The sequence below is a fragment of the Ancylobacter sp. GW821-FHT10E12 genome (genome assembly GCF_058809335.1).
Genome location: NZ_JBXASN010000007.1, coordinates 125028 through 145903 on the forward strand (window position 1 = coordinate 125028; position 20876 = coordinate 145903).

Below are 20876 nucleotides of genomic sequence, written 5' to 3' on the forward strand. Positions count from 1 at the left end.
CGTGACATGGACGCCGTCATCGACAAGGACACCGAAAAACAGATCAAGGAAGCCGGGAGCGACAGGCTCTCCCGCAAAACCTACGAGCGCGAGCTCCGGCATGTGCATGTCGAGCTGGTGAAGCTGCAGGAATGGGTGCGGGAGAGCCGTGCCAAGGTCTGCGTCGTCTTCGAGGGACGCGACGGCGCCGGCAAGGGCGGCGTCATCAAGGCGATCACCGAGCGGGTGAGCCCGCGCGTGTTCCGCGTCGTCGCCCTGCCCCCGCCCGGCGAGCGCGAGAAATCGCAGATGTACGCCCAGCGCTACGTGCCGCACTTTCCGGCGGGGGGCGAGATCGTGATCTTCGACCGCAGCTGGTACAATCGTGCCGGCGTCGAGCGGGTCATGGGCTATTGCAGCGAGAAGCAGGCCCGCAAGTTCCTCGAAACCGTCGGCATGATCGAGAAGGCGATGGTCGATTCAGGCATCATCCTGATCAAATACTGGCTGGAAGTCAGCGAGGAGGAACAGACACGACGGATCACGCAGCGCATCACCGACGAGCGCAAGATATGGAAGCTCTCGCCGATGGACCTGAAATCCTACAGCCGCTGGTATGACTACTCCCGTGCGCGCGACGAGATGTTCGCCGCCTCCGACACCGAATGGGCGCCCTGGCACGTAGTCCAGTCCGACGACAAGAAGCGCACAAGGCTCAACATCATCACCCATCTTCTGTCGCAGGTGCCCTACGAACCGGTGAAGCGGGAGTCCGTGAAACTGCCGAAACGCCAGAAGCCGAAAGGCTATACCGAGCCGGCCTATGCCCGTCACCGGGTACCCGAGACCTTCTGACACGGCGCGGCCCCGACGCCGGCCCACAGCTGGAGCACATGATGAGCGATACCAACAAGGCACCTGTCGAAGCGCACGACAAGCTGGGCGACGAGAGCTTCATGTCGGCCGCCGACCTGCGCAACTATATGGACAAGATCGCCCTCGCACGGGCGAATGAGGAAGTCGAGGCGATGGATCGCGCCCGGCACGCCAAGGAAGAACTCGCCAAGACGCTGATGGCGCCGATCGAGCTGACGCCGCAGAAGCTGGAGGAGATCGCGCAAAGCCTCCGGCTCAAGCTCACCGCGGCGGCCGAGCGCGGCGAGACCGAGATCATGGTGATGCGTTTTCCCAACACGCTGTGTACCGACCACGGCCGCGCGATCAACAACACCGAGGAAGGCTGGCCCGACAGCCTCACCGGCCGCCCGCACCAGGCCTACGAGCTGTGGCGCGAGAAGCTCCGGCCGGCCGGATTCAAGCTCAAGGCGATGATCGTCGATTGGCCGAATGGCATGCCCGGCGATGTCGGGCTGTTCCTCGCCTGGGGTGGCAAATAGGCAGAGGCGCCCTCCGCCGCCAAGGCGGTGCGGTTTCAAGGTGATGGCCGTACCGCCGCAATTCCGGCAGCAGAAGGGTCCCGGATCGGATCCGCGGCCATTCGGGATGACGCCGCTGTTACGTCCGTCCGCCCCCCTTGGCTCGGCAACGTCTCAGCCGAGCATCCGGGCCATGGACGGATCGTAAGGCGCTTCGATCTGCAGCGTGCAGGGTACCCGCACGGTCGCGACCTCCAGCTCGTATTGGCCGGCGACGACCCACGCCTCGTCGAGCCCGGCCTGCTTCTGCCTGACATAGCCGAGGCCGACCGGCTTGCCGATCGTATGGCCGAAGCCGCCGCTGCTCAGCCAGCCGACCCGCTCGCCGTCGCGATAGATGGTCTCGCGGCCGAGCAGGATCACCTCCGGGTCGTCGACGGTGAAGGTGCACAGCATCTTCTTCAGCCGCTCGCCGCGCTGCGCCTCCAGCGCCGCCTGGCCGAGGAAGTCGGCAGCGCCGGCCGGCCGTACCGCCCAGCCGAGCCCGGCCTCGAACGGCGTATGGTCCGGCCCGATATCCGAACCCCAGGCGCGGAACGCCTTTTCCAGCCGCAGGCTTTCGATGGCCCGGTAGCCGGCATTGACCATGCCGAGCTCGGCACCGGCCGCGCTCAGCGCATCATGGACGGGAATCGCGAACTCGGTCGGGATGTGCAGCTCCCAACCCAGTTCGCCGACATAGCTGACGCGCAGCGCCATCACCGGCGCCCCGGCAATGGTGATCGAGCGCATCTGCCCGAACGGGAAACCGGCGTTCGAGACATCTTCCCGCGCGACCTTCTCGATCACCGCCCGTGCTTTCGGCCCCTGCAGGCTCAGCACCGCATAGCCGGAGGTGAGGTCGACCAGATGGGCATCGAGCCCGGCGGGAATGTTGCGGCTGATCCAGTCGAAATCATGGGTGGCAAGCGCGGTGCCGGAGACGATGTAGTAGCGGTCCGCCGCCAGCCGCGCCGCCATCACCTCGGCTTCCATGCCGCCACGCGCGTTCAGCATCGGCGCATAGATCAGGCTGCCGACCGTTTTTGTTACCTCGGCGGCGGATAGCCAGCCCATCGCCGCCTCGGCGTCGCGGCCGACGAGCAAGAACTTGGCGAACGAGCTCTGGTCGAACAGCGCCACGCCTTCGCGCACCGCCTTGTGCTCGCGCCCCACCGCGGCAAACCAGTTCGGCCGGCCGAACGTGTGGATGTCCTGCGCGGTCTCGCCCTGTGCTGCGAACCAGTTCGGCCGTTCCCAGCCGAGCTTCTCGCCGAACACCGCTCCCTGGGCCTTCAGCCGGTCATAGAGCGGCGAACGGCGCAGCGGACGGCCGCTCGCGTGCTCCTCATGCGGCCAGGCGATGGTGTAGTGCTTGCCATAGGCCTCCAGCGTGCGGGTGCGCACCCAGTCGACGTCCTGGTGGTTGCGGCCGAAGCGGCGGATGTCGACCGGCCACAGGTCGTAGGGCGGCTCGCCGCCGATCACCCATTCCGCCAGCACTTTGCCGGCACCGCCGCCCGAGGCGATGCCGAAGGCGTTGAAGCCGGCGCCGACGAAGAAGCCGGGCAGCTCCGGCGCCTCGCCGAGGATGAAATTGCCGTCCGGCGTGAAGCTCTCCGGCCCGTTGATCAGCTGGCGCACGCCGGCCGTCTCCAGCGCCGGCACCCGGCCGAGCGCCAGTTCCATGATCGGCTCGAAATGATCGAAATTGGAGGGCAGCAGCTGGAAGTCGAACGGCTTGGGGAAGCCGTCGACCGCCCAGGGAATAGGGTTCGCTTCATAACCACCCATCACCAGCCCGCCGACCTCCTCCTTGTAGTAGGTGAGCCGGTCGGGATCGCGCAGCGTCGGCAGGTCAGGCGTCACGCCGGGGATCGGCTCGGTGACCATGTACTGGTGCTCCACCGAGACCAGCGGCACGTTGACACCGGCGAGCCTGCCGACCTCGCGCGCCCATTGCCCGGCGCAGTTCACCACGTACTCGCAGGCGATGCGCCCCTGCGTGGTCTCCACCGCCGCAACGCGCCCGTGGGCCACCGCGATGCCAGTGACCTCGACATTCTCGATCAGCCGGGCGCCGTGGTTGCGCGCGCCCTTGGCGAGCGACTGGGTGATGTCGGTCGGGTTGGCCTGCCCATCGGTGGGCAGGAAGGCGGCGCCGACGACGTCGGACACGTCCATCAGCGGCCAAAGGTCCTGTGCCTCCCTCGCGGTGAGTAGGTGCATCTCCAGCCCGAAGGAACGGGCGGTGGTCGCCTGCCGCTTCACCTCGGTCCAGCGCTCTTCATTGCAGGCGAGCCGCAGGCCGCCATTCATCTTCCAGCCGGTGGCGAGGCCGGTCTCGGCCTCCAGCGTGCGGTAGAGCTTCACCGATTCGCCGAGCAGCTGGGTGATGTTGGCGGAGGAGCGCAATTGCCCGACCAGGCCGGCCGCATGCCAGGTGCTGCCGGAGGTGAGCTTGCTGCGCTCCAGAAGCACCACGTCGCGCCAACCCATCTTGGCGAGATGATACGCCGTCGACGCGCCGATGATGCCGCCGCCGATGATCACCACGCGCGCCTGCGTCGGAAAGCCTGCCATGCCTCGTCCCCTCTTCCGGCCGCGCATGCCCGAGGCGCTGCAACGCCCCGGCATCCCGATCATTTCTGGCGGGCACCACATTGCAAGTCAACACGACTCCACATTTTTGGAGGGAATGATGAGTCTTTCGGTGGTTTTGCGTTGATTGGCGAGGCGACGAGCCGCGCAGGCGCGTTGCACATCCGCCCGCTCCAACGCGTCGGCCATCGCCATGCGGAGCGAAAAGACGCCGCCGCCCGCCGCGCCGACACTGGCGCCCGTTGCGCAGATTCCGCATTCTTCAGGAGGAAGCGATGGAAGATCTGTCCCGCCGCAGCCTGCTCGCCATCGGCGCCGGCAGCGCCGTGCTGGCCGCCGGTGCCGCCCATGCCGCGAGCTTCGGCAATCCCGATCAGCCGCCGCAGGGGGCGATCAATTCGACCCTCGGCGCGCTGTCCAGTCCCGGGCCGCAGAACCCGGCTCTCGAGAGCCAGATGCCCTCGTTCCAGAACCCACCGGCAACCGATATCGGCAACATGCCGATGAACTGGTCGTCCTTCAACATCATGCCCAAGCGCGTGCAGGGCGGCGGCTGGGCGCGACAGATCACCGCCACGGAATTCCCCGCCTCCAAGGACGTGTCGGGCGTGAACATGCGCCTCGGACCGGGCGACATCCGCGAGATGCACTGGCATTTGGCCGGGGAATGGGCGCTGATGACCAATGGTCGCTGTCGCATCACCGTTCTGGACAAGGAAGGTCATGCCTATGTGCAGGACGTCGGCGCGGGCGACCTCTGGTTCTTCCCGGCGGGTTACCCGCATTCGCTGCAGGGCCTCGGCCCGAACGGCTGCGAATTCCTGATCGTCTTCGACGACGCCTACCAGTCCGAGTACAACACGCTGCTGCTGACCGACTGGATCGCCCACACGCCGCCGGACGTTCTGGCGCAGAATTTCGGTGTGCCGCCGGACGTGTTCAGGAACATCCCGCTGCACGACCTGTGGATCTTCCAGGGCACGGAGCCCGGCCCGCTCGCCGCCGACCAGGCCGCCGTCGCCTCCGGCGGCACCCCGCCCCAGCCCTTCACCTTCTCACTGACCGGCACCAAGCCGGTGAAGGAAAACGCCTCCGGCCGCGTCCAGCTTGCCGATAGCCGCACCTTCAAGGCGTCCACCACCATCGCCGCCGCCATCGAGACCATCAAGCCCGGCGCAATGCGCCGCATGCACTGGCACCCCAATGCCGACGAATGGCAGTACTGGATCAAGGGCCAGGGCCGCATGACGGTGTTCAACGCCGGCCCGCGCGCCCAGACCATCGACTTCAAGCCCGGCGATGTCGGCGTGGTGCCGAAGAGCCAGGGCCACTACATCCAGAACACCGGCGACGAGGAGATCCAGATGCTGATCATCTTCAAGGCGCCGGAATATCAGGAGGTCGACCTCGCGGACTGGCTGACCCATGCCCCGCCCGAACTGGTCGCACAGCACCTCAATATCGATCCGGCGGTCATCGCGCGCTTCCCCAAGGACCAGCTCGGGTTGCAGCCGGGCTGAACGCCTGCTCGACACGGCTTTCTCGCCTCGCCGGACGGCGCTACAAGGTCGGCATCGTCATCGGCCTGTGCCGCCGCTCCGGGAGAAACGTCGTGCTTGAACTGAAGGATGCCAGCCTGCTGCGCAGCGAATGCCTCGTGGGTGGAAGCTGGATCGGCGCCGACGACGTGATCGAGGTGCGCAACCCCGCCACCGGCGAGCTCGTCGGCACGGTGCCGAACTTCGGTGCTGGCGAGGCCCGCGCCGCCATCGCCGCCGCCGATGCCGCCTGGCCGGAATGGCGGGCCCGCACCGCCAAGGAGCGCGCTGCCGTGCTGCGCCGCTGGTTCGAGCTCATCATGGCCAACCAGGACGACCTCGGCGCCATCATGACCGCCGAGCAGGGCAAGCCGCTTCCCGAGGCGCGTGGCGAAATCGCCTATGCCGCCTCCTTCATCGAGTGGTTCGGCGAGGAGGGCAAGCGCGTCTATGGCGACACCATTCCCGCCCCGGTGAAGGGCCAGCGAATCGTCGTCACCAAGGAGCCGATCGGTGTCTGCGCGGCGATCACGCCGTGGAACTTCCCGGCGGCGATGATCACCCGCAAGGCCGGCCCGGCGCTGGCCGCCGGCTGCACCATGGTGGTGAAGCCGGCCTCGCAGACCCCGCTCACCGCGCTGGCGCTGGCCGTGCTCGCCGAGCGGGCCGGGGTGCCGGCCGGCGTGCTCTCGGTGATCACCGGCTCCTCCCGCGCCATCGGCGGCGAGCTCAGCACCAACCCGACCGTGCGCAAGCTCACCTTCACCGGCTCCACCGAGGTCGGCCGGGTGCTGATGCAACAGACCGCCGCCACCATCAAGAAAGTGTCGATGGAACTCGGCGGCAATGCCCCCTTCATCGTGTTCGACGACGCCGATCTCGACGCGGCGGTGGAAGGCGCCATCCTCTCCAAATACCGCAATGCCGGCCAGACCTGCGTCTGCGCCAACCGCCTCTATGTCCATGCCAAGGTCTATGACGCCTTCGCCGAGAAGCTGGTGACGGCGGTCGCGGCGCTGAAGGTCGGCGACGGCACGGGGGAAGGCGTGCGCATCGGGCCGCTGATCGACGGCAAGGCGGTCGCCAAGGTCGAGGAGCATATCGCCGATGCCGTCTCGAAGGGCGCCAGGGTCGTGCTCGGCGGCCAGCGCCACGCCCTCGGCCATTCCTTCTTCGAGCCCACCGTGCTCGTCGACGTGACCCCCGACATGGCGGTGTCGCGCGAGGAGACCTTCGGCCCGCTCGCCCCGCTCTATCGCTTCGAGACCGAGGACGAGGTCGTGGCGCTGGCCAACGACACCGAATTCGGCCTTGCCAGCTATTTCTACGCCCGCGATCTCGGCCGGGTGTGGCGGGTGGCCGATCGGCTCGAATATGGCATGGTCGGCGTCAATACCGGGCTGATCTCCAACGAGGTGGCGCCGTTCGGCGGCGTCAAGCAGTCCGGCATCGGCCGCGAGGGCTCGCATTACGGCATCGAGGACTACCTGGTGGTGAAATACATCTGCATGGGCGGCATCTGATCCGCCTCGCACTGGCGGCCGGGCGCATCGCGCCCGGCAAGCCCCCTCGCCGCCGCTCAGTCCTTCGACGCCGCGGGCGCCGGCTTTACCAACACATGCTTCTCGATGGCATCGAGCGCGTGGCCGATCTCTTCGAACCAGCCCTGCCCGATGAGGTAGGTCCGCCCGCATTCATTGATCCCGCCCTTGGTCTCGTGATGCACCGGGTCGACCATCTCGCCGTGGCGATGGGCGTCGAGGCCGATTTCGGCGAGGCCGGCGAAGAACGAGCGCACATAGAGCGAGGCGGCCGCCGGGGCGAGGCCGCGCGATTCCAGCCAGCCGATCACCCTGTTCTGCAATTCGTAGTGCGAGGACATCATCGCGCTGGCGTGGGCGATAGAGACGAGGTCGCTCTCGCGCTCGGCGACGATCAGATCGCCGAGACCGCCGAACAGTTCCTCGGCAATTGCATTGGCGGGATAGAGCACGATCGGCCCCTTGCGGAAGCGGATCGGCGGCAGCGGGATCGCCCGCACCACCGTCTGCGCCGGCGCCACGCTCGACCGGACGACGTCGGTGCCGACGCCGGCGGCAAGGCTCACGATCGTCTGCTCGGCACGGAACGGCAGCCCGGCCGTCACTTCGGCGAACTGGCTCGGCAGCATGGCGAGCACCACCACGTCGCTGCCGGCCACCACCTCCTCGTTGCTCTCGCAACGCGCGACCTCGGCATGGGTCGCGGCCAGACGGCGCGACACCGCCTCCGAGCGCGGCGACAGGAGAATGCGGCAACGCCCGGCATGGGTCTGCACAAGGCCGGTGACCACGGCCTCGGTGAGCGTGCCGGTGCCGACGAATCCGATGGTGAGCATGATGCGTTCCGAATGATGCGGGTCCGCTGATATAGGCCGGCCCGGCGCGGCTGGAAACGCCGTCGCGCGTGGGGCCTCGCCTCAGCGACGACGTGCCGCCATGACGTTGCGGATCGAGAAGCTGGAATGGATGCGCAGCACGCCGGGCAGCGTGGAGAGGATCTCGGTATGCACGCGCTCGAATTCGGCGGCGTTCTCCACTTCGACCCGCAGCAGATAGTCCGAGCCGCCAGTCATCAGGTAGCACTCGCGGATCTCGGGGTGCCGGCGCACCGCGGTCTCGAAACGGGTGAGATAATCCTCGGTCTGCCGTTCCAGCGTGATGTTGATGATCACCGCCATGCCGGCCTCGCGCGCGGAATGGTCGACGATCGCCGTGTAGCCGCGGATCACTCCGCTATGCTCCATCAGCTTGATGCGCCTGAGGCAGGTCGAGGGCGACAGGCCAACCTCCTCGGCCAGGCTGGCCGTGCTCGTGCGGGCATTGAGGCGCAGCAGGCGCAGGATGTTGCGGTCGATGGCATCGAGGGCGGACATGGCGGATTCGTCGAATTCCTGATGGTTTCGCGCATTGAATATCATTCGGTCGAATTTCCAAGCACGAATTGACCGGCAATTGCGCGATTGCCGCGCTACGCTTTGCCATTCTCCCGCAAGAGGTGGTGCATGTTCGCAGATATTGCCGAGCGGCCGGTCGTCGATGCCGCCTCGGGGATCCTCACCATCGATCTCGCCGCGCTGATGGCGAACTACCAAGGCTTGCAGGCGCGGGTCGCGCCGGCCCGCGCCGCCGGCGTGGTGAAGGCCGACGCCTATGGCCTCGGCGCCGCGCGCGTCACCCCGGCGCTGTACAAGGCCGGCTGCCGCGACTTCTTCGTCGCTCATCTCGGCGAGGCGCTGGCGCTGCGCCCGCTGCTCGCCGCCGACGCCCGGCTCGTCGTGCTCAACGGTCTGCTGCCCGGCGCCGAGGCCACCTGCGCCGAGGCCGGCATCGTCCCGGTGCTGAACTCGCTCGACCAGCTCGACAACTGGACCGCCGAGGCGCGCCGGCGCGGCACCACGCTTCCCGCCCTCCTCCAGCTCGACAGCGGCATGTCGCGGCTCGGCCTGGAGCCGGAGGAGGCCGAAGCGCTCGCCGCCGATCCGGCGCGGCTCGCCGGGGTGAATCTCCTCTATGTGATGAGCCACCTTGCCTGCGCCGACGAGCCGGAGAACGTCCAGAACGCCGACCAGCTGGCCGCCTTCCGTCGCCTCGCCGCCGCCTTCCCCGACGCGGCGCGCTGCTTCGCCAATTCCGGCGGCGTGTTCCTCGGCGCCGACTATCAGGGCGCCGACCGCCAAGACGTCGATCGTGAAGACGCACTTGTCCGCCCCGGCATCGCGCTCTATGGCGGCGCGCCCACACCCGGCCGGCCCAATCCGATGGCGCCTGTGGTGCGGCTCGACGTGCCGGTGATCCAGACCCGAATTGTGCCGGCCGGCGCCCGCATCGGCTATGGCGGGCGCGCTGTCGCCCAGCGCGACATGCGCCTCGCCACCCTCGCCGCCGGCTATGCCGACGGCCTGCCCCGGCATCTGAGCGACTGCGGTGCGGCGTATGTCGGCGACATTCGCCTGCCCATCGTCGGGCGGGTGTCGATGGACAGCATCATCCTCGACATCAGCGCCCTGCCGCCCGGCACGCTGGGCCTCGGCAGCCTGGTCGAAATCCTCGGGCCGCACCAGACGCTCGAGGATGTCGCCGAGGCCGCCGGCACCATCGCCTACGAGATTCTCACCCGGCTCGGCGCGCGCTACCATCGCACCTATCTCCGATGATCCCGCGCTGACCGATCCGGCAAAAACAAGAGGCCTTCCATGAAGATCGTGGTTCTCGGCGCCGGCGTCATCGGCGTAACTTCCGCCTGGTACCTGGCCAAATCCGGCCATCAGGTGACGGTGATCGACCGCCAGCCCGGCCCAGCGCTAGAAACCAGCTATGCCAATGCCGGCGAAGTCTCGCCCGGCTATGCCTCGCCCTGGGCGGCGCCCGGCATCCCGATGAAGGCGCTGAAATGGCTGTTCATGAAGCACGCGCCGCTGATCGTCCGCCCGATGGCGGATGCGGCGACCCTGCGCTGGATCGTCGCCATGCTGGCCAACTGCACCAGCGCGCGCTACGCGGTGAACAAGGGCCGCATGGTGCGCCTCGCGGAATATAGCCGCGACTGCCTCGCCGAGCTGCGTACGGAAACCGGCATCGCCTATGACGAGCGCATGCAGGGCACGCTGCAGGTGTTCCGCACCCAGAAGCAGTTCGACGGCATCGGCAAGGACATCGAGGTGCTGAAGGCCGACGGCGTGCCGTTCAACGTGCTCGACCCCGCCGGCTGCGTCGCCGCCGAGCCCGGCCTCGGGCCGGTGCGGGAGAAGATCGTCGGCGGCCTGCAACTGCCGCATGACGAGACCGGCGACTGCTTCAAGTTCACCAACGCCCTCGCCACGCTGTGCGAAGGGCTCGGCGTCGCGTTCCGCTTCGGAGTCGACATCCGTCGCCTGAAATATGAGGGCAACCGCATCGTCGCGGTGGAAACCGACCTCGGCGACATCGAGGCCGATCTCTACGTGCTGGCGCTCGGCAGCTACGCCCCGGCGCTGGCAAAGCCGCTCGGCCTCGACCTGCCGGTCTATCCGGTGAAGGGTTATTCGATCACCGTGCCGATCGTGAACGAGGCGCGCGCGCCGATCTCCACGGTGATGGACGAAACCTACAAGGTCGCGATCACCCGCCTCGGCGACCGCATCCGCGTCGGCGGCATGGCGGAGATCGCCGGCTTCAATCTCGACCTGCCGCCGGCCCGCCGCGCCACGCTGGAGCATTCGGTCGAGGACCTGTTCGGCGGCGCCGGCGACCAGAAGCAGGCGAGCTTCTGGACCGGCCTGCGCCCGATGACGCCGGACGGCACCCCGGTGATCGGACCGACCCGCTACGGCAACCTTTACCTGAATGGCGGCCACGGCACGCTGGGATGGACCATGTCCTGCGGCTCCGGCCGGGTGCTGGCCGACCTCGTCAACCGCACCAGGCCCGCCATCGAGAGCGCCGACCTCGCGTTGTCGCGGTACCAGTAGGCCTCGCTTGCGCCTTCCTCCTCCCCTCATCGTCAACCCTGCATGGCAGGGTCAACCATGCCGGGGGTTGCGACCGGAGCGAAATTCCGCGATGCCGAGTGAAGGAGGCGGTTCACCGCCCCACGGCCTTGTGCAAGAGCATCCATGTCGACCTCCACCATGGCGCCGCCCTCTATGCCCGGATGCCGGGCATTCGGGCGGACCCGCTTTCCCCGCGCTCTCGCGGGGCGCGCCTCATGAACGCCCCCGCCCTCGCGACGGTCGAGCGCCCGGCACCCGACATCGATGAGCCGGCCGCAGCCGGTGCCGACCCGACCGCCAGCCCCGACAGGCCCCGCCCGCGGGTCAACCTGATGCTGATGGCCGTCACCACTGCGGTGGCGACCTTCAGCATGCACGTCTTCGTGCCGGCCCTGCCGGCCGCCGCGGCGGCACTGTCGGTGAGCCCGTCGCAGATCCAGCTCACGTTAACGCTCTATCTCGTCGGCCTCGCGCTCGGGCAGATCGTGCACGGGCCGATTTCCGACCGCTTCGGCCGCCGGCCGGTGATCCTCGGTGGCCTCGCGATCTATCTAGTCGGTACGGTGGGGGCCCTGCTGGCACCCGGCCTGTGGACGCTGCTGGTGGCACGGGGGCTGCAATCGGTCGGCAGTTGCGCCGGGCTGGTGATCGGCCGCGCCACCATCCGCGAGACCTCGACCAGACAGGGCGCGGTGGCGGCGCTCGCCGTGCTCGCCTCCGCCATCACGCTGTCCTCGGCGGTGGCGCCGCTGGTCGGGTCCTATCTCGCCCTCCTGCTTGGCTGGCGCATGTTGTTCGCGGTGCTGCTGGCGGCGGCGAGCGTGATCCTGCTGCTGCTCTATCGCCACTTCCCGGAGACCAATAGCGACCGTAGCGCCCCGCTCAGCGTCGCCGGCATGGCGCGCGGCTACGGCCGGCTCCTCGCCATGCCGACCTTCGTCGGCTATTCGCTGTGCGGCGCCGCCTGCACCGTCACCGCCTATGCGTTCTACGCCGCGCTGCCGTTCCTCGTCGGCGAGGAACTGCCGCATGCGACGCTCGGCATCGGCTTCATCTATCTGGCGGTGGTCGCCGGCTCGATCCTGGGCGCGCTCACCGCCCGGCATGCCGCCCGCTCGATGACGCTGGACGCCATTGCCCTCATCGGCACGGCCGGCGCCGTGGCAGCGGCAGTGGCCTTCCTCGTCGGGCGCGCACTGGTGCCGGACAGCGTCGCCACGGTGATCGTGCCGCTGTTCCTGATGACCTATGCCGGCGGCTTCGCCAATCCGGGTGCGGCGACGCTGGCGATGAGCGCCGACCGTCACGCCGTCGGCACCGCCTCCAGCCTTTACGGCTTCATCCAGATGGCGATCGGCGCGCTGGTGACGCTGCTGGTCGGCCTTCTCGGCCACGACTCCTTCTCGGTGGGGTGGATCGTGGTCGGCTCGATGTCCATGGGCCTTGCCGGCCTGTGCATGGCGCGCCGAGCCTCCCGCCGCGCCGTGGTCTAGGACGCGCGCTCGGCGAGCCGTCTTGCCGCCCACATGCCGGCGAGCATGGCGGGCACGAAGACGAGCGTACCCGCCGCACCAAGCCCGAGCGCGGTGAAGGCCGGACCGGGGCAGAACCCGCCGAGCCCCCAGCCGATGCCGAACAGCGCCGGCCCGACGATCAGCCGCCTGTCGATGTCTCGACGGGTCGGCAGCGAAAAGCGCGGCGCCAGCAGCGGCGCCTGCATCCCGCCGGCAAGGCGGAAGCCGACGAAGGCGACCAGCACCGCCCCACCCATGACGAAGGCGAGCGACGGGTCGAAGCTGCCGAACAGATCGAGGAAGTTCAGCACCTTGGCCGGATCGCTCATGCCGGAGACGACGAGGCCGAGGCCGAACAGCAGGCCGAGGCCGAAATTCACCAGGACCGGCATCGTTCAGCCTCCGATCACATGACGGATGACGAAGACGGTGACGAAACCCGCCGCCATGAACACGCCGGTGGCCACCAGCGAGCGCGGCGACAGCCGGGCGATGCCGCACACGCCGTGGCCGGAGGTGCAACCACCTCCCCAGACCGAGCCGAAGCCGACCAACAGGCCGGCGGCAACCATCAGCGCGAGTTCCGGCGGCACGCTCTGGCGCACCGGCTGCCCGGTGACCGCCATGACGAGGAACGGTGCGGCCACCAATCCGGCGACGAAGGCCGCGCGCGACGCGGTTCCTCCGTCGCGCCAGGGCGGCAGCAGCCGGCTCGCAATGCCGCTGATGCCGGCGATGCGGCCCTCCAGCAGCACCAGCAGCGCCGCCGACAGCCCGATCAGCATGCCGCCGGCAAGGGAGGCGAACGGCGTGAAGTCGGTGGTCACGACGTGGCTCATGGTTCCCGATCCGTCTCGACCGCCGCAGCCGCCGGCGCGCAGAACAGCGCGTGCATGGTGGAGATGAAGCTCTGCACGCGCGGGTCGGCGAGGCGATAGAACACCTGCTTGCCCTCCTTGCGCCCGGCGACCAGCCCGGCCTGCCGCAGGCCGGCGATTTGCTGCGACAGGCCGGGCTGGCGAATGCCGAGCAGGCGTTCAAGCTCGCGCACGGAGCGCTCCCCGTCGACCAGGGCGCAGGCGACCAGCAACCGGTCGGGGTTCGACAGCGTCTTGAGAAAGGTGGACGCCTCGCCCACGCGCTGCTTCATGCGCGTGGCGTCGGCAGAGAGGGTTCCGGTCATCGGTCAGTCCCAGGACGCGCCGGCCAGAAGGTCGAGCGGGATCTTCAGATAGCGCGTCCCGTTCGATTCCGGTTCCGGCAGCCGCCCGCCATTGGTGTTGATCTGCAACGCCTGCAGGATCAACTTCGGCATGGCGAGAGTGCGGTCGCGCGCCTCGCGCAGGGCGACGAACGCCGCTTCGCTTTGGCAGCGCGCCAGGTGGATGTTGCATGCCTTCTGCTCGGCGACGGTGGATTCCCAGGCCGGCGGCCGCCCACCCGGCTGGTAGTCGTGGCCGACGAAGAGGCGGGTATCGTCGGGCAACGCCAGGATCGCCTGGATCGAGCGCCACAGCGCCTCGGCGCTGGCGCCGGGAAAGTCGGCCCGCGCCGTGCCGCCATCGGGCATGAACAGAGTGTCATGGATGAAGGCGGCGTCGCCGATCACATAGGTGACGGAAGCGAGCGTGTGGCCCGGCGAGAACATCACCCGTCCCTCGATGCCGCCGACCTTGAAAGTATCGCCATCGGCGAACAGCCGGTTCCATTGCGAGCCGTCGGTAGGGAAATCGGACCAGTTATAATAGCCCTTCCACAGGCTCTGCACGTCCTTCACCCGCTCGCCGATCGCCGTCGGGGCGCCGGTCTGCTGCTGGAGATAGTGCGCCGCCGAGAAATGGTCGGCATGCGGATGGGTGTCGAGGATCCAGTCGACCGCATAGCCCTTCTCGCGCACGAAGGCGAGCAGCCGGTCGGCGCTGACGGTAGCGGTCTGGGCGGATTTCTCGTCGAAATCCTGGACCGGATCGATAATCGCGCAGCGCCCGGCCTGCGGGTCGGCAACCACATACTGGATCGACCAGCTGCGCGGATCGAAGAAACCGGTCACCTCCGGCCGGGGCATGGCGGGGTCGGCGGCGGATGGCGTGACTTCGTGCATGTGGGCGTGGGTCATTGGCGACATCCCCCCGATACAGGCGCCGTGGCGCCAGAAGCAGCAAGCCATTCAGCGCCCGACCGATGGTGAATTTCAATCAATATATTTCGATTGCAAAAATTTGCAATCAATAGAGCGCAATGGACACGCGCCGGAAATCATCCGCTCCGATACGATCCCTGCCGGGGAGAAGGGCGTCAGATGTCGCGGTGCCGGCGCGCCTCGGGGCGTACGGTCACGCGGACGGGGGCCGGCCGCAAGCGATGACCGCCGCTCATGCCGGACTCCTCGCCGAGCAGCATCACGGCAAAGCCCATCTGCAGGCTGGCAAAGGTGAAGCCGAGCGCGGCGGTCAGCACCGCCACCGCCATGACGCCGGAGCTCGAGCCGCGCACCAGCGAACCGAACCCGGCAATATCGAGCGCCAACAAGGCCGCGACAAACGGCACGGCGAGACCGAAGCCGATCAGGGCATGCCGCATGAGGAACCGAACGAGTTCAGGCATGGCACATGTCCTTATCGTCGACCGCCGCCCCGCACACGGGAACGACTACCTGCCACGTTAATGAATTCTAAACCCGAATGCCTTGGATGCGAAGGTCGATTCGACGCCGCCCGACAGGCGTCAGACAGGATTGATCGGCCGCGGCCGGCGATCCTTGTCGATCGCCACGAAGGTGAAGGTCGCCTCGGTGACCTTGATCACCGCCTCCTCCTCGCGCTTGCGGCGCCAGGCTTCGATGCGGATCTTCAGCGAGGTGCGGCCGGTGGCGATCACGGTGCCGTAGAAGCTCACCTCGTCGCCGACCAGCACCGGGCTGAGAAAGGCCATGGCTTCCACCGCCACCGTGGCGGCGCGGCCCTGGACCCGGCGGGTGGCGACGTTGCCCGCCGCGAGGTCCATATGCGCCATCAGCCAACCGCCGAAAATGTCGCCGGCGGGGTTGGTGTCGGCTGGCATCGCGATGGTGCGGATGACCGGGCTGTCGGTCGGCGGCTGCGACGTGTCGTCCGTCATGGTCGGAGGCTTTCTTCAGGCGAACATGTTCCGGGAATGCCGGCGCTGCGAGCGCTTACCCGGCGACGCGCACGGAACGGCGAAGCCGCCAATCTGGAAATAGTATAATAGTATGAGAGCGCCCACGCGCCGGACATATCCCGCCTCGGCGACACCCTGCATGGGAAGCATCGGCTGCCGAATCCGGCGGCATGCCAAGCGCGACGCTTGATGCTCAATTCCTATAGCTTTAGCCGAAAGCTGCCCCTATAGTATCCACATAATTCCGCTGCTATTCGTCGATCGGTCGCATCTCCTATGCATAAGCCATTGATATGTAGCATTTATTTCGACGGCGCCTCGCAGAGCGTCCGTGTCGGGGTCGACCCGTGAGCGCCCCGACCTCATCGCCGTCGGGTCGCGCCGTGGTCGTCGGCGGCGGTGCCAACGGCACCTTCATGAGCGTGCATCTCGCCCGCCTCCCGCATATCGACGAGATCGTGCTGATCGACCGCGAGGGTGCCTTCGGGCGCGGTCTCGCCTATTCGGCGACCGCCGACTGGCACCGGCTGAACGTACCGGCCGAACGCATGGGCGGGGACTGCGATGCCGACGCCGGTGGATTCGCGCGCTGGCTCGCCGCCAACGGGCATCCGACCGGGCCGGCCTACGAGACCGCCTTCGTCGCCCGCCGGCTCTATGGCGACTATCTCTGCCATCTGCTCGACGGGATCGCGGCTGGCGGCCGCCTCACTCCGCGCCGCGACAGCGCCGTCGCGGTGGAGAAGACCCAGGATGGTTTCCGCGTACGCACCGCGTCGGGCGCTGTCATCGAGGCGGCGACGGTGGCGCTCTGCCTTGGCAACCCGCCACCGGCCGTGCTGCCGGGGCTCCAGCCCGGCACGGGCTTCATCGCCGATATCTGGCAGCCGGGCGCACTGGATGCCATCGGCGCGGGAGCCGACGTGCTCGTCATCGGCACCGGTGCCACCGCGGTCGACGCGGTGGTCGAGCTCGCCCGACGCGGGGTGAAGCGGCTGCGCATGGTGTCGCGCAACGGCCTGCTGCCGCTCGTCGATGTGCCGCCGACCTCGCCCTGCCCGCCGGTCGAGGGCCTCGCGCTCGACACCGCGCGCGGACTCGTCGGCGGCCTGCGCGCGGCGGTACGGCACCGTGCCGAGGCCGGCATCCTCTGGCAGGCGGTGATCGACAGCTTCCGCACCCGCGTCAGCGCCATCTGGCTCGGTCTGCCGGATGACGAGAAGCGGCGCTTCCAGCGGCATTGCCGCTCGGTCTGGTTCATCCATCGCCATCGCCTGGCGCCGGACGTCGCCGCCTTGCTCGAAGCGCTGCAGGCAGAGGGGCGGCTTGAAGTGGTGAAGGCGCGGGTGCTCGGCGGCGCGCCGACACCGCAGGGCTACCGGCTGGACGTGCATCGCCGCGGCGCTCCTCCCGACGACGTCGAAGAACTTGCCGCCGAGTGGGTTTTGAACTGCACGGGGCCGGACGAGAACTATGCCCGCAGCCGCGACCCGCTGGTGCGTCAATTGCTGGAATCGGGCCTCGCCCGCCCCGGCCCCTACCGGCTCGGACTCGATTGCGATCTCGCGCACCGGCTCGTCGATCGCGACGGCCGGTCGCAGCCGGGCCTGTTCGTGGTCGGCCCACCGACACGCGGGCGCTTCTGGGAAGTTACCTCCGCCAGCAGCGGACGAGACCAGTGCGTCGCGGTGGCGCGGCATCTTGCCGAGGCGGACTCGCCGGTGCTCACCTTCTGAGGCCGGAAACGCGCCGGGATTTCCGCCTAAAAAATAATCATATCGCCCGGATCGCGGGCACATAACGAAAGAGAGCCGGAACGCTAGCGTGCCGGCTCTCTCTGGGGCGTCGATCGTACCGCATACGGACAGCTATCGGGCATCCATCCCACTCGCGTCACGAGCGCTTATTGGTCGGATCGTCCTGCTTGATCGCCTCTTCATGGTACCAACTGCCACCGAAAGCCACGGGAGCGGCGCGAAAAGCGGCGAGATCGGCACTGAGACGGTCGGATTCGCGACGACTGACCTGACCGGCCCGCCCCCCGCGAGGGAACTCGTAAATCTTGGCGGAACCGCCAATGGGAGTGACATTCATTGGTTTCTTCTCCTATTTACGCCGCGCCCGCTGGCAGCGACGGTCAACATCATATAGCACACGTTGCTGCGATATCGAGCATGTTGCGCAAAATAAAATCAGCACTTGCATATAATTTAATCATACATCGGGATGCTCCCGCCTTCGGCATACCCGCGCCCGGTCGCCGGCAACCTGCGACTTTCAACGCATGTCGCTGCGATAGGTTCGGCGGCACCTCTCCCCGCCTGCGCGCCCGCCCGGCAGGTCCCGCCGGCCGCCCGGCACCGCTGACCCACGAAGGCTTTGCCTCGCCCCGCGCGGTGCTGCGAAACACCCGCATGGTCCTGACGATATGGTGCCGCCACGCCGCCGCCGCCACACCCCGCGGCCATGTTCGACACGCACTGCGCGCGAATTGGCACGGAAGATGCTTCAAATTTCGCTGGCCGTTGGCGGCAGGACCTGAATGGTCGACTGGCCGCAACTTCGTTCGCGACGCCAGCTTACGAGAGACCCGATATGACAAAGTTCAAGCTCGAATATATTTGGCTGGACGGCTACAAGCCGGTCCCCAATCTGCGTGGCAAGACGCAGATCAAGGAATACGACACCTTCCCGTCGCTCGAAGAGCTTCCGCTGTGGGGTTTTGACGGCAGTTCCACCATGCAGGCCGAAGGCCGCAGCTCTGACTGCGTGCTCAAGCCCGTCGCGGTCTATCCCGATCCGGCCCGCACCAACGGCGCCCTGGTGATGTGCGAAGTGATGATGCCGGACGGCGTCACCCCGCACTCCACCAACGCCCGCGCCACCATCCTGGACGACGAAGGCACCTGGTTCGGCTTCGAGCAGGAATACTTCTTCTACAAGGACGGCCGCCCGCTCGGCTTCCCCTCGGCCGGCTACCCGGCTCCGCAGGGCCCGTACTATACCGGCGTCGGCTACAGCAATGTCGGCGACGTCGCTCGCGAGATCGTCGAGGAGCATCTCGACCTCTGCCTCGCGGCCGGCATCAACCACGAAGGCATCAATGCCGAAGTGGCGAAGGGCCAGTGGGAATTCCAGATTTTCGGCAAGGGCTCCAAGAAGGCCGCTGACGAGATCTGGATGGCCCGTTACCTGCTCCAGCGCCTGACCGAGCAGTACGGCATTGATATCGAGTATCACTGCAAGCCGCTCGGCGACACCGACTGGAACGGCTCGGGCATGCACTGCAACTTCTCCACGAAGTACATGCGTGAAGTCGGCGGCAAGGACTATTTCGAGGCCCTGATGGCGGCCTTCGAGAAGAACCTGATGGACCACATCGCCGTCTACGGGCCGGACAACGACAAGCGTCTGACCGGCAAGCACGAAACCGCGCCGTGGAACAAGTTCAGCTACGGCGTTGCCGATCGCGGCGCCTCGATCCGCGTGCCGCACTCGTTCATCAAGAACGACTACAAGGGCTATCTCGAGGACCGTCGCCCGAATTCCCAGGGCGACCCCTACCAGATCGCTTCCCAGGTCCTGAAGACGATCTCGGAAGTCCCCCTCAAGGCGTCCGCTGCGGCGTGATGTTCGTCGGCGGCGCGGCATGGCCCGCGCTGCCGGCCTTTATCGAGAACCCGGCCCGCCGAAAGGCGCGGCCGGGTTTTTGCTGTCCGCCGCTTACGCCTCCGGCGGTGCCCAGCGCGTGGTCAGCGCCTCGACATCCGGGCGCGGGCGTTCGGGGGGCAGGCTCGTCGCGCTGCCGAGATGGATGATGCCGGCGATCCGCTCGCCGGCGCCGGCGCCGATCAGCGCGGCAGCCTCGGGATGGGTCGCCGCCCAGCCGGTCACCCACATCGCCCCATAGCCGAGCGCATGGGCACCGTGCAGCAGGTTCATGCATACCGCCCCGGCCGAGAGTTCCTGCTCGAATACCGGGATCGCGCAGGCGCGGTCGGGCCGGCTGATCACCACCACCACCGTCGGGGCGGCGAGCAGCAGACGCTCCATGATGCCGGCGAATTTCTCGCGCTTCGCCTCTTCCATCTGCGAATTCGCGGCGCGGTAGATCGGGGCGAGCCGGCGGCCGATCTCGGCCCGCGCCGGTCCCTCGATCACCACGAATCGCCAGGGCTCGCGTATCCCGTGATCCGGCACGCGCAGCGCCAGGGTAAGCAGTTCGTGCAGTTGCTGGGGCGACGGGCCGGGCGCGGCGAGCGCGGCCGGCGGCACCGAGCGACGGCGCGTCATCGCCTCCAGCAGGGCGGGAGCGGACGGGAGAATGGCGGCGGCGACGGATTCCGGCATGGCGGACCTCCTTGAGGCAGTGGATACCGCGGGAACCCCGGCCGTCCGCGCAGGTTGACGGGATAGCCCCATAGCCGAGCCCCGACGCCCGGTCAAAGCCGGGCCTCCTGACGCGACCGGCAAAGATTTTCCCGGCCTCGCCCGGCAAGGGGGGCGACGCGGCGACGGTTTTGGTCGACAATATCCCATCCCTGCACCGTCGCCGGCGCGGGGCAAATCCCGAAAACGGGCGAAGCCTCCAAGGAGCATCCGATGAGCATGAACGGCGAAATCCCGGTCCGCGACAACCGCGCCAAGGACCGTTTCGAGATCGAGGTCGACGGGCATCTCGCCATTGCCCAATATCTCCTGGCGCCCGATCACATCATCTTCATGCACACCGAAGTACCGCCGGAACTCGGCGGTCGCGGCCTTGCCACCAAGCTGGTCGAGGCCGGCCTCGCCAGCGCACGCGAGCGGCATCTGTCGGTCATCCCGCGCTGCTCGGTCTTCGGCCGCTACATGATGAAGCACCCGGAAACCCACGACCTGATGGCGCCTGAAATCCGCGCGACGCTCGGCCTGCCGGCCTGATCCCGCCCGGCCGCGAGCCGCGATGCGCCAGCGTTGCACCGATGCATCACCCTTGTGGAAAGCCCAGCCGCCAAACGCTTCATTAACGCTGATCTTCTAGCGTGGAGACCGTTCACAGACGGGTCGCGGCAGGCGGCCCGTAGCGGTTTCAGCGGCACAGGTTTGGCGGCTCATGCGTTTCCCGGCTCGTCCTTCCGATCAGAGTGATTCCCCGTCGGCCAGCGCGTCGGACGACGCCGCACGCGCCACGCGCCTGGTC

At 67.8% G+C, this 20876-nt stretch carries 21 protein-coding genes; 10 read left to right on the forward strand and 11 right to left on the reverse strand.

Annotation, left to right across the window (positions count from 1 at the left end; genetic code table 11):
• The first annotated feature begins 6 nt into the window (after positions 1 to 6).
• Together ppk2 and AC1RU4_RS11295 are read left to right on the forward strand one after the other, a co-directional pair.
• Complete coding sequence (gene ppk2, locus AC1RU4_RS11290) at positions 7 to 834, forward strand: polyphosphate kinase 2 (protein ID WP_492891184.1); 828 nt, start codon at positions 7 to 9, stop codon at positions 832 to 834.
• Positions 835 to 875: 41 nt separating this feature from the next.
• Complete coding sequence (locus AC1RU4_RS11295; protein ID WP_492891185.1) at positions 876 to 1376, forward strand: hypothetical protein; 501 nt, start codon at positions 876 to 878, stop codon at positions 1374 to 1376.
• Positions 1377 to 1529: 153 nt separating this feature from the next.
• Here AC1RU4_RS11295 and AC1RU4_RS11300 read toward each other — a convergent pair whose 3' ends face one another.
• Positions 1530 to 3977 (reverse strand): GcvT family protein, encoded by a 2448-nt coding sequence (locus AC1RU4_RS11300; protein WP_492891186.1) that lies wholly within the window; start codon positions 3975 to 3977, stop codon positions 1530 to 1532.
• Positions 3978 to 4270: 293 nt separating this feature from the next.
• On the opposite strand from AC1RU4_RS11300, the gene AC1RU4_RS11305 reads away from it, so the two are divergent.
• Both AC1RU4_RS11305 and gabD read left to right on the forward strand, forming a co-directional pair.
• Entirely contained in the window at positions 4271 to 5515 is a 1245-nt protein-coding gene (locus AC1RU4_RS11305; RefSeq protein ID WP_492891187.1) for a cupin domain-containing protein, read from the forward strand.
• 92 nt (positions 5516 to 5607) lie between these two features.
• Positions 5608 to 7056, forward strand: coding sequence for an NADP-dependent succinate-semialdehyde dehydrogenase (gene gabD / locus AC1RU4_RS11310; protein ID WP_492891188.1), 1449 nt, complete (start codon positions 5608 to 5610; stop codon positions 7054 to 7056).
• Between the two features lie 56 nt (positions 7057 to 7112).
• Here the strand turns inward: gabD and AC1RU4_RS11315 are convergent, their stop codons facing one another.
• Entirely contained in the window at positions 7113 to 7910 is a 798-nt protein-coding gene (locus AC1RU4_RS11315) for an NAD(P)-binding domain-containing protein (protein ID WP_492891189.1), read from the reverse strand.
• An 81-nt stretch (positions 7911 to 7991) separates the two neighbouring features.
• Positions 7992 to 8447: an Lrp/AsnC family transcriptional regulator gene (locus tag AC1RU4_RS11320; protein WP_492891190.1), complete on the reverse strand. Its 456-nt coding sequence runs from the start codon at positions 8445 to 8447 to the stop codon at positions 7992 to 7994.
• Between the two features lie 129 nt (positions 8448 to 8576).
• Between AC1RU4_RS11320 and alr the strand changes: the two genes are divergently transcribed.
• From alr to AC1RU4_RS11335, 3 genes are all read left to right on the forward strand, one after another.
• The gene (gene alr / locus AC1RU4_RS11325; protein ID WP_492891191.1) at positions 8577 to 9728 is read left to right on the forward strand and encodes an alanine racemase; all 1152 of its coding nucleotides are present in this window, start codon (positions 8577 to 8579) and stop codon (positions 9726 to 9728) included.
• 39 nt (positions 9729 to 9767) lie between these two features.
• The gene (locus tag AC1RU4_RS11330; RefSeq protein ID WP_492891192.1) at positions 9768 to 11021 is read left to right on the forward strand and encodes a D-amino acid dehydrogenase; all 1254 of its coding nucleotides are present in this window, start codon (positions 9768 to 9770) and stop codon (positions 11019 to 11021) included.
• A gap of 236 nt (positions 11022 to 11257) precedes the next feature.
• Complete coding sequence (locus AC1RU4_RS11335) at positions 11258 to 12535, forward strand: Bcr/CflA family efflux MFS transporter (RefSeq protein ID WP_492891193.1); 1278 nt, start codon at positions 11258 to 11260, stop codon at positions 12533 to 12535.
• On the opposite strand, the gene AC1RU4_RS11340 is transcribed toward AC1RU4_RS11335, so the two are convergent.
• The 6 genes from AC1RU4_RS11340 to AC1RU4_RS11365 form a co-directional block, all read right to left on the reverse strand.
• On the reverse strand, positions 12532 to 12948 hold the full coding sequence (locus AC1RU4_RS11340; RefSeq protein WP_492891194.1) for a DUF6691 family protein: 417 nt from the start codon (positions 12946 to 12948) through the stop codon (positions 12532 to 12534). The genes AC1RU4_RS11335 and AC1RU4_RS11340 overlap by 4 nt on opposite strands.
• Positions 12949 to 12951: 3 nt before the next feature.
• Complete coding sequence (locus AC1RU4_RS11345; RefSeq protein WP_492891195.1) at positions 12952 to 13395, reverse strand: YeeE/YedE family protein; 444 nt, start codon at positions 13393 to 13395, stop codon at positions 12952 to 12954.
• Positions 13392 to 13739, reverse strand: a complete 348-nt coding sequence (locus tag AC1RU4_RS11350) for an ArsR/SmtB family transcription factor (protein ID WP_492891196.1) — start codon at positions 13737 to 13739, stop codon at positions 13392 to 13394. Before AC1RU4_RS11350 ends, AC1RU4_RS11345 begins: the two co-directional genes overlap by 4 nt.
• A 3-nt stretch (positions 13740 to 13742) precedes the next feature.
• A complete protein-coding gene (locus AC1RU4_RS11355; RefSeq protein ID WP_492891197.1) occupies positions 13743 to 14672 on the reverse strand; it encodes an MBL fold metallo-hydrolase in 930 nt (309 codons plus the stop codon).
• A gap of 179 nt (positions 14673 to 14851) precedes the next feature.
• Positions 14852 to 15160 carry a hypothetical protein gene (locus AC1RU4_RS11360; RefSeq protein ID WP_492891198.1) on the reverse strand — a complete coding sequence of 103 codons (309 nt, stop codon included), beginning with the start codon at positions 15158 to 15160 and terminating at the stop codon, positions 14852 to 14854.
• Positions 15161 to 15280: 120 nt separating this feature from the next.
• Positions 15281 to 15673 carry an acyl-CoA thioesterase gene (locus AC1RU4_RS11365; RefSeq protein WP_492891199.1) on the reverse strand — a complete coding sequence of 131 codons (393 nt, stop codon included), beginning with the start codon at positions 15671 to 15673 and terminating at the stop codon, positions 15281 to 15283.
• 368 nt (positions 15674 to 16041) lie between these two features.
• Between AC1RU4_RS11365 and AC1RU4_RS11370 the strand changes: the two genes are divergently transcribed.
• Positions 16042 to 17430, forward strand: a complete 1389-nt coding sequence (locus tag AC1RU4_RS11370; RefSeq protein ID WP_492891200.1) for an FAD/NAD(P)-binding protein — start codon at positions 16042 to 16044, stop codon at positions 17428 to 17430.
• A 157-nt stretch (positions 17431 to 17587) separates the two neighbouring features.
• On the opposite strand, the gene AC1RU4_RS11375 is transcribed toward AC1RU4_RS11370, so the two are convergent.
• Entirely contained in the window at positions 17588 to 17788 is a 201-nt protein-coding gene (locus AC1RU4_RS11375; protein WP_492891201.1) for a DUF2735 domain-containing protein, read from the reverse strand.
• A 501-nt stretch (positions 17789 to 18289) separates the two neighbouring features.
• Here AC1RU4_RS11375 and AC1RU4_RS11380 point away from each other — a divergent pair.
• Positions 18290 to 19324, forward strand: coding sequence for a glutamine synthetase beta-grasp domain-containing protein (locus AC1RU4_RS11380; RefSeq protein WP_492891202.1), 1035 nt, complete (start codon positions 18290 to 18292; stop codon positions 19322 to 19324).
• A 93-nt stretch (positions 19325 to 19417) separates the two neighbouring features.
• Here the strand turns inward: AC1RU4_RS11380 and AC1RU4_RS11385 are convergent, their stop codons facing one another.
• Entirely contained in the window at positions 19418 to 20044 is a 627-nt protein-coding gene (locus AC1RU4_RS11385; protein ID WP_492891203.1) for a nitroreductase family protein, read from the reverse strand.
• 252 nt (positions 20045 to 20296) lie between these two features.
• Here AC1RU4_RS11385 and AC1RU4_RS11390 point away from each other — a divergent pair, with 252 nt between their 5' ends.
• Positions 20297 to 20617 carry a GNAT family N-acetyltransferase gene (locus AC1RU4_RS11390; RefSeq protein WP_492891204.1) on the forward strand — a complete coding sequence of 107 codons (321 nt, stop codon included), beginning with the start codon at positions 20297 to 20299 and terminating at the stop codon, positions 20615 to 20617.
• The last annotated feature ends 259 nt before the right edge of the window (positions 20618 to 20876 follow it).

What these genes read in the sequence shown, in the direction of transcription:
- ppk2 (WP_492891184.1), top strand. Translation starts at nt 7, where the DNA reads ATGGACGCCGTCATCGACAAGGACACCGAAAAACAGATCAAGGAAGCC.
- AC1RU4_RS11295 (WP_492891185.1), top strand. Translation starts at nt 876, where the DNA reads ATGAGCGATACCAACAAGGCACCTGTCGAAGCGCACGACAAGCTGGGC.
- AC1RU4_RS11300 (WP_492891186.1), bottom strand. Translation starts at nt 3,977, where the DNA reads ATGGCAGGCTTTCCGACGCAGGCGCGCGTGGTGATCATCGGCGGCGGC.
- AC1RU4_RS11305 (WP_492891187.1), top strand. Translation starts at nt 4,271, where the DNA reads ATGGAAGATCTGTCCCGCCGCAGCCTGCTCGCCATCGGCGCCGGCAGC.
- AC1RU4_RS11315 (WP_492891189.1), bottom strand. Translation starts at nt 7,910, where the DNA reads ATGCTCACCATCGGATTCGTCGGCACCGGCACGCTCACCGAGGCCGTG.
- AC1RU4_RS11320 (WP_492891190.1), bottom strand. Translation starts at nt 8,447, where the DNA reads ATGTCCGCCCTCGATGCCATCGACCGCAACATCCTGCGCCTGCTGCGC.
- alr (WP_492891191.1), top strand. Translation starts at nt 8,577, where the DNA reads ATGTTCGCAGATATTGCCGAGCGGCCGGTCGTCGATGCCGCCTCGGGG.
- AC1RU4_RS11330 (WP_492891192.1), top strand. Translation starts at nt 9,768, where the DNA reads ATGAAGATCGTGGTTCTCGGCGCCGGCGTCATCGGCGTAACTTCCGCC.
- AC1RU4_RS11335 (WP_492891193.1), top strand. Translation starts at nt 11,258, where the DNA reads ATGAACGCCCCCGCCCTCGCGACGGTCGAGCGCCCGGCACCCGACATC.
- AC1RU4_RS11340 (WP_492891194.1), bottom strand. Translation starts at nt 12,948, where the DNA reads ATGCCGGTCCTGGTGAATTTCGGCCTCGGCCTGCTGTTCGGCCTCGGC.
- AC1RU4_RS11345 (WP_492891195.1), bottom strand. Translation starts at nt 13,395, where the DNA reads ATGAGCCACGTCGTGACCACCGACTTCACGCCGTTCGCCTCCCTTGCC.
- AC1RU4_RS11350 (WP_492891196.1), bottom strand. Translation starts at nt 13,739, where the DNA reads ATGACCGGAACCCTCTCTGCCGACGCCACGCGCATGAAGCAGCGCGTG.
- AC1RU4_RS11355 (WP_492891197.1), bottom strand. Translation starts at nt 14,672, where the DNA reads ATGACCCACGCCCACATGCACGAAGTCACGCCATCCGCCGCCGACCCC.
- AC1RU4_RS11360 (WP_492891198.1), bottom strand. Translation starts at nt 15,160, where the DNA reads ATGCCTGAACTCGTTCGGTTCCTCATGCGGCATGCCCTGATCGGCTTC.
- AC1RU4_RS11365 (WP_492891199.1), bottom strand. Translation starts at nt 15,673, where the DNA reads ATGACGGACGACACGTCGCAGCCGCCGACCGACAGCCCGGTCATCCGC.
- AC1RU4_RS11375 (WP_492891201.1), bottom strand. Translation starts at nt 17,788, where the DNA reads ATGAATGTCACTCCCATTGGCGGTTCCGCCAAGATTTACGAGTTCCCT.
- AC1RU4_RS11380 (WP_492891202.1), top strand. Translation starts at nt 18,290, where the DNA reads ATGACAAAGTTCAAGCTCGAATATATTTGGCTGGACGGCTACAAGCCG.
- AC1RU4_RS11385 (WP_492891203.1), bottom strand. Translation starts at nt 20,044, where the DNA reads ATGCCGGAATCCGTCGCCGCCGCCATTCTCCCGTCCGCTCCCGCCCTG.
- AC1RU4_RS11390 (WP_492891204.1), top strand. Translation starts at nt 20,297, where the DNA reads ATGAGCATGAACGGCGAAATCCCGGTCCGCGACAACCGCGCCAAGGAC.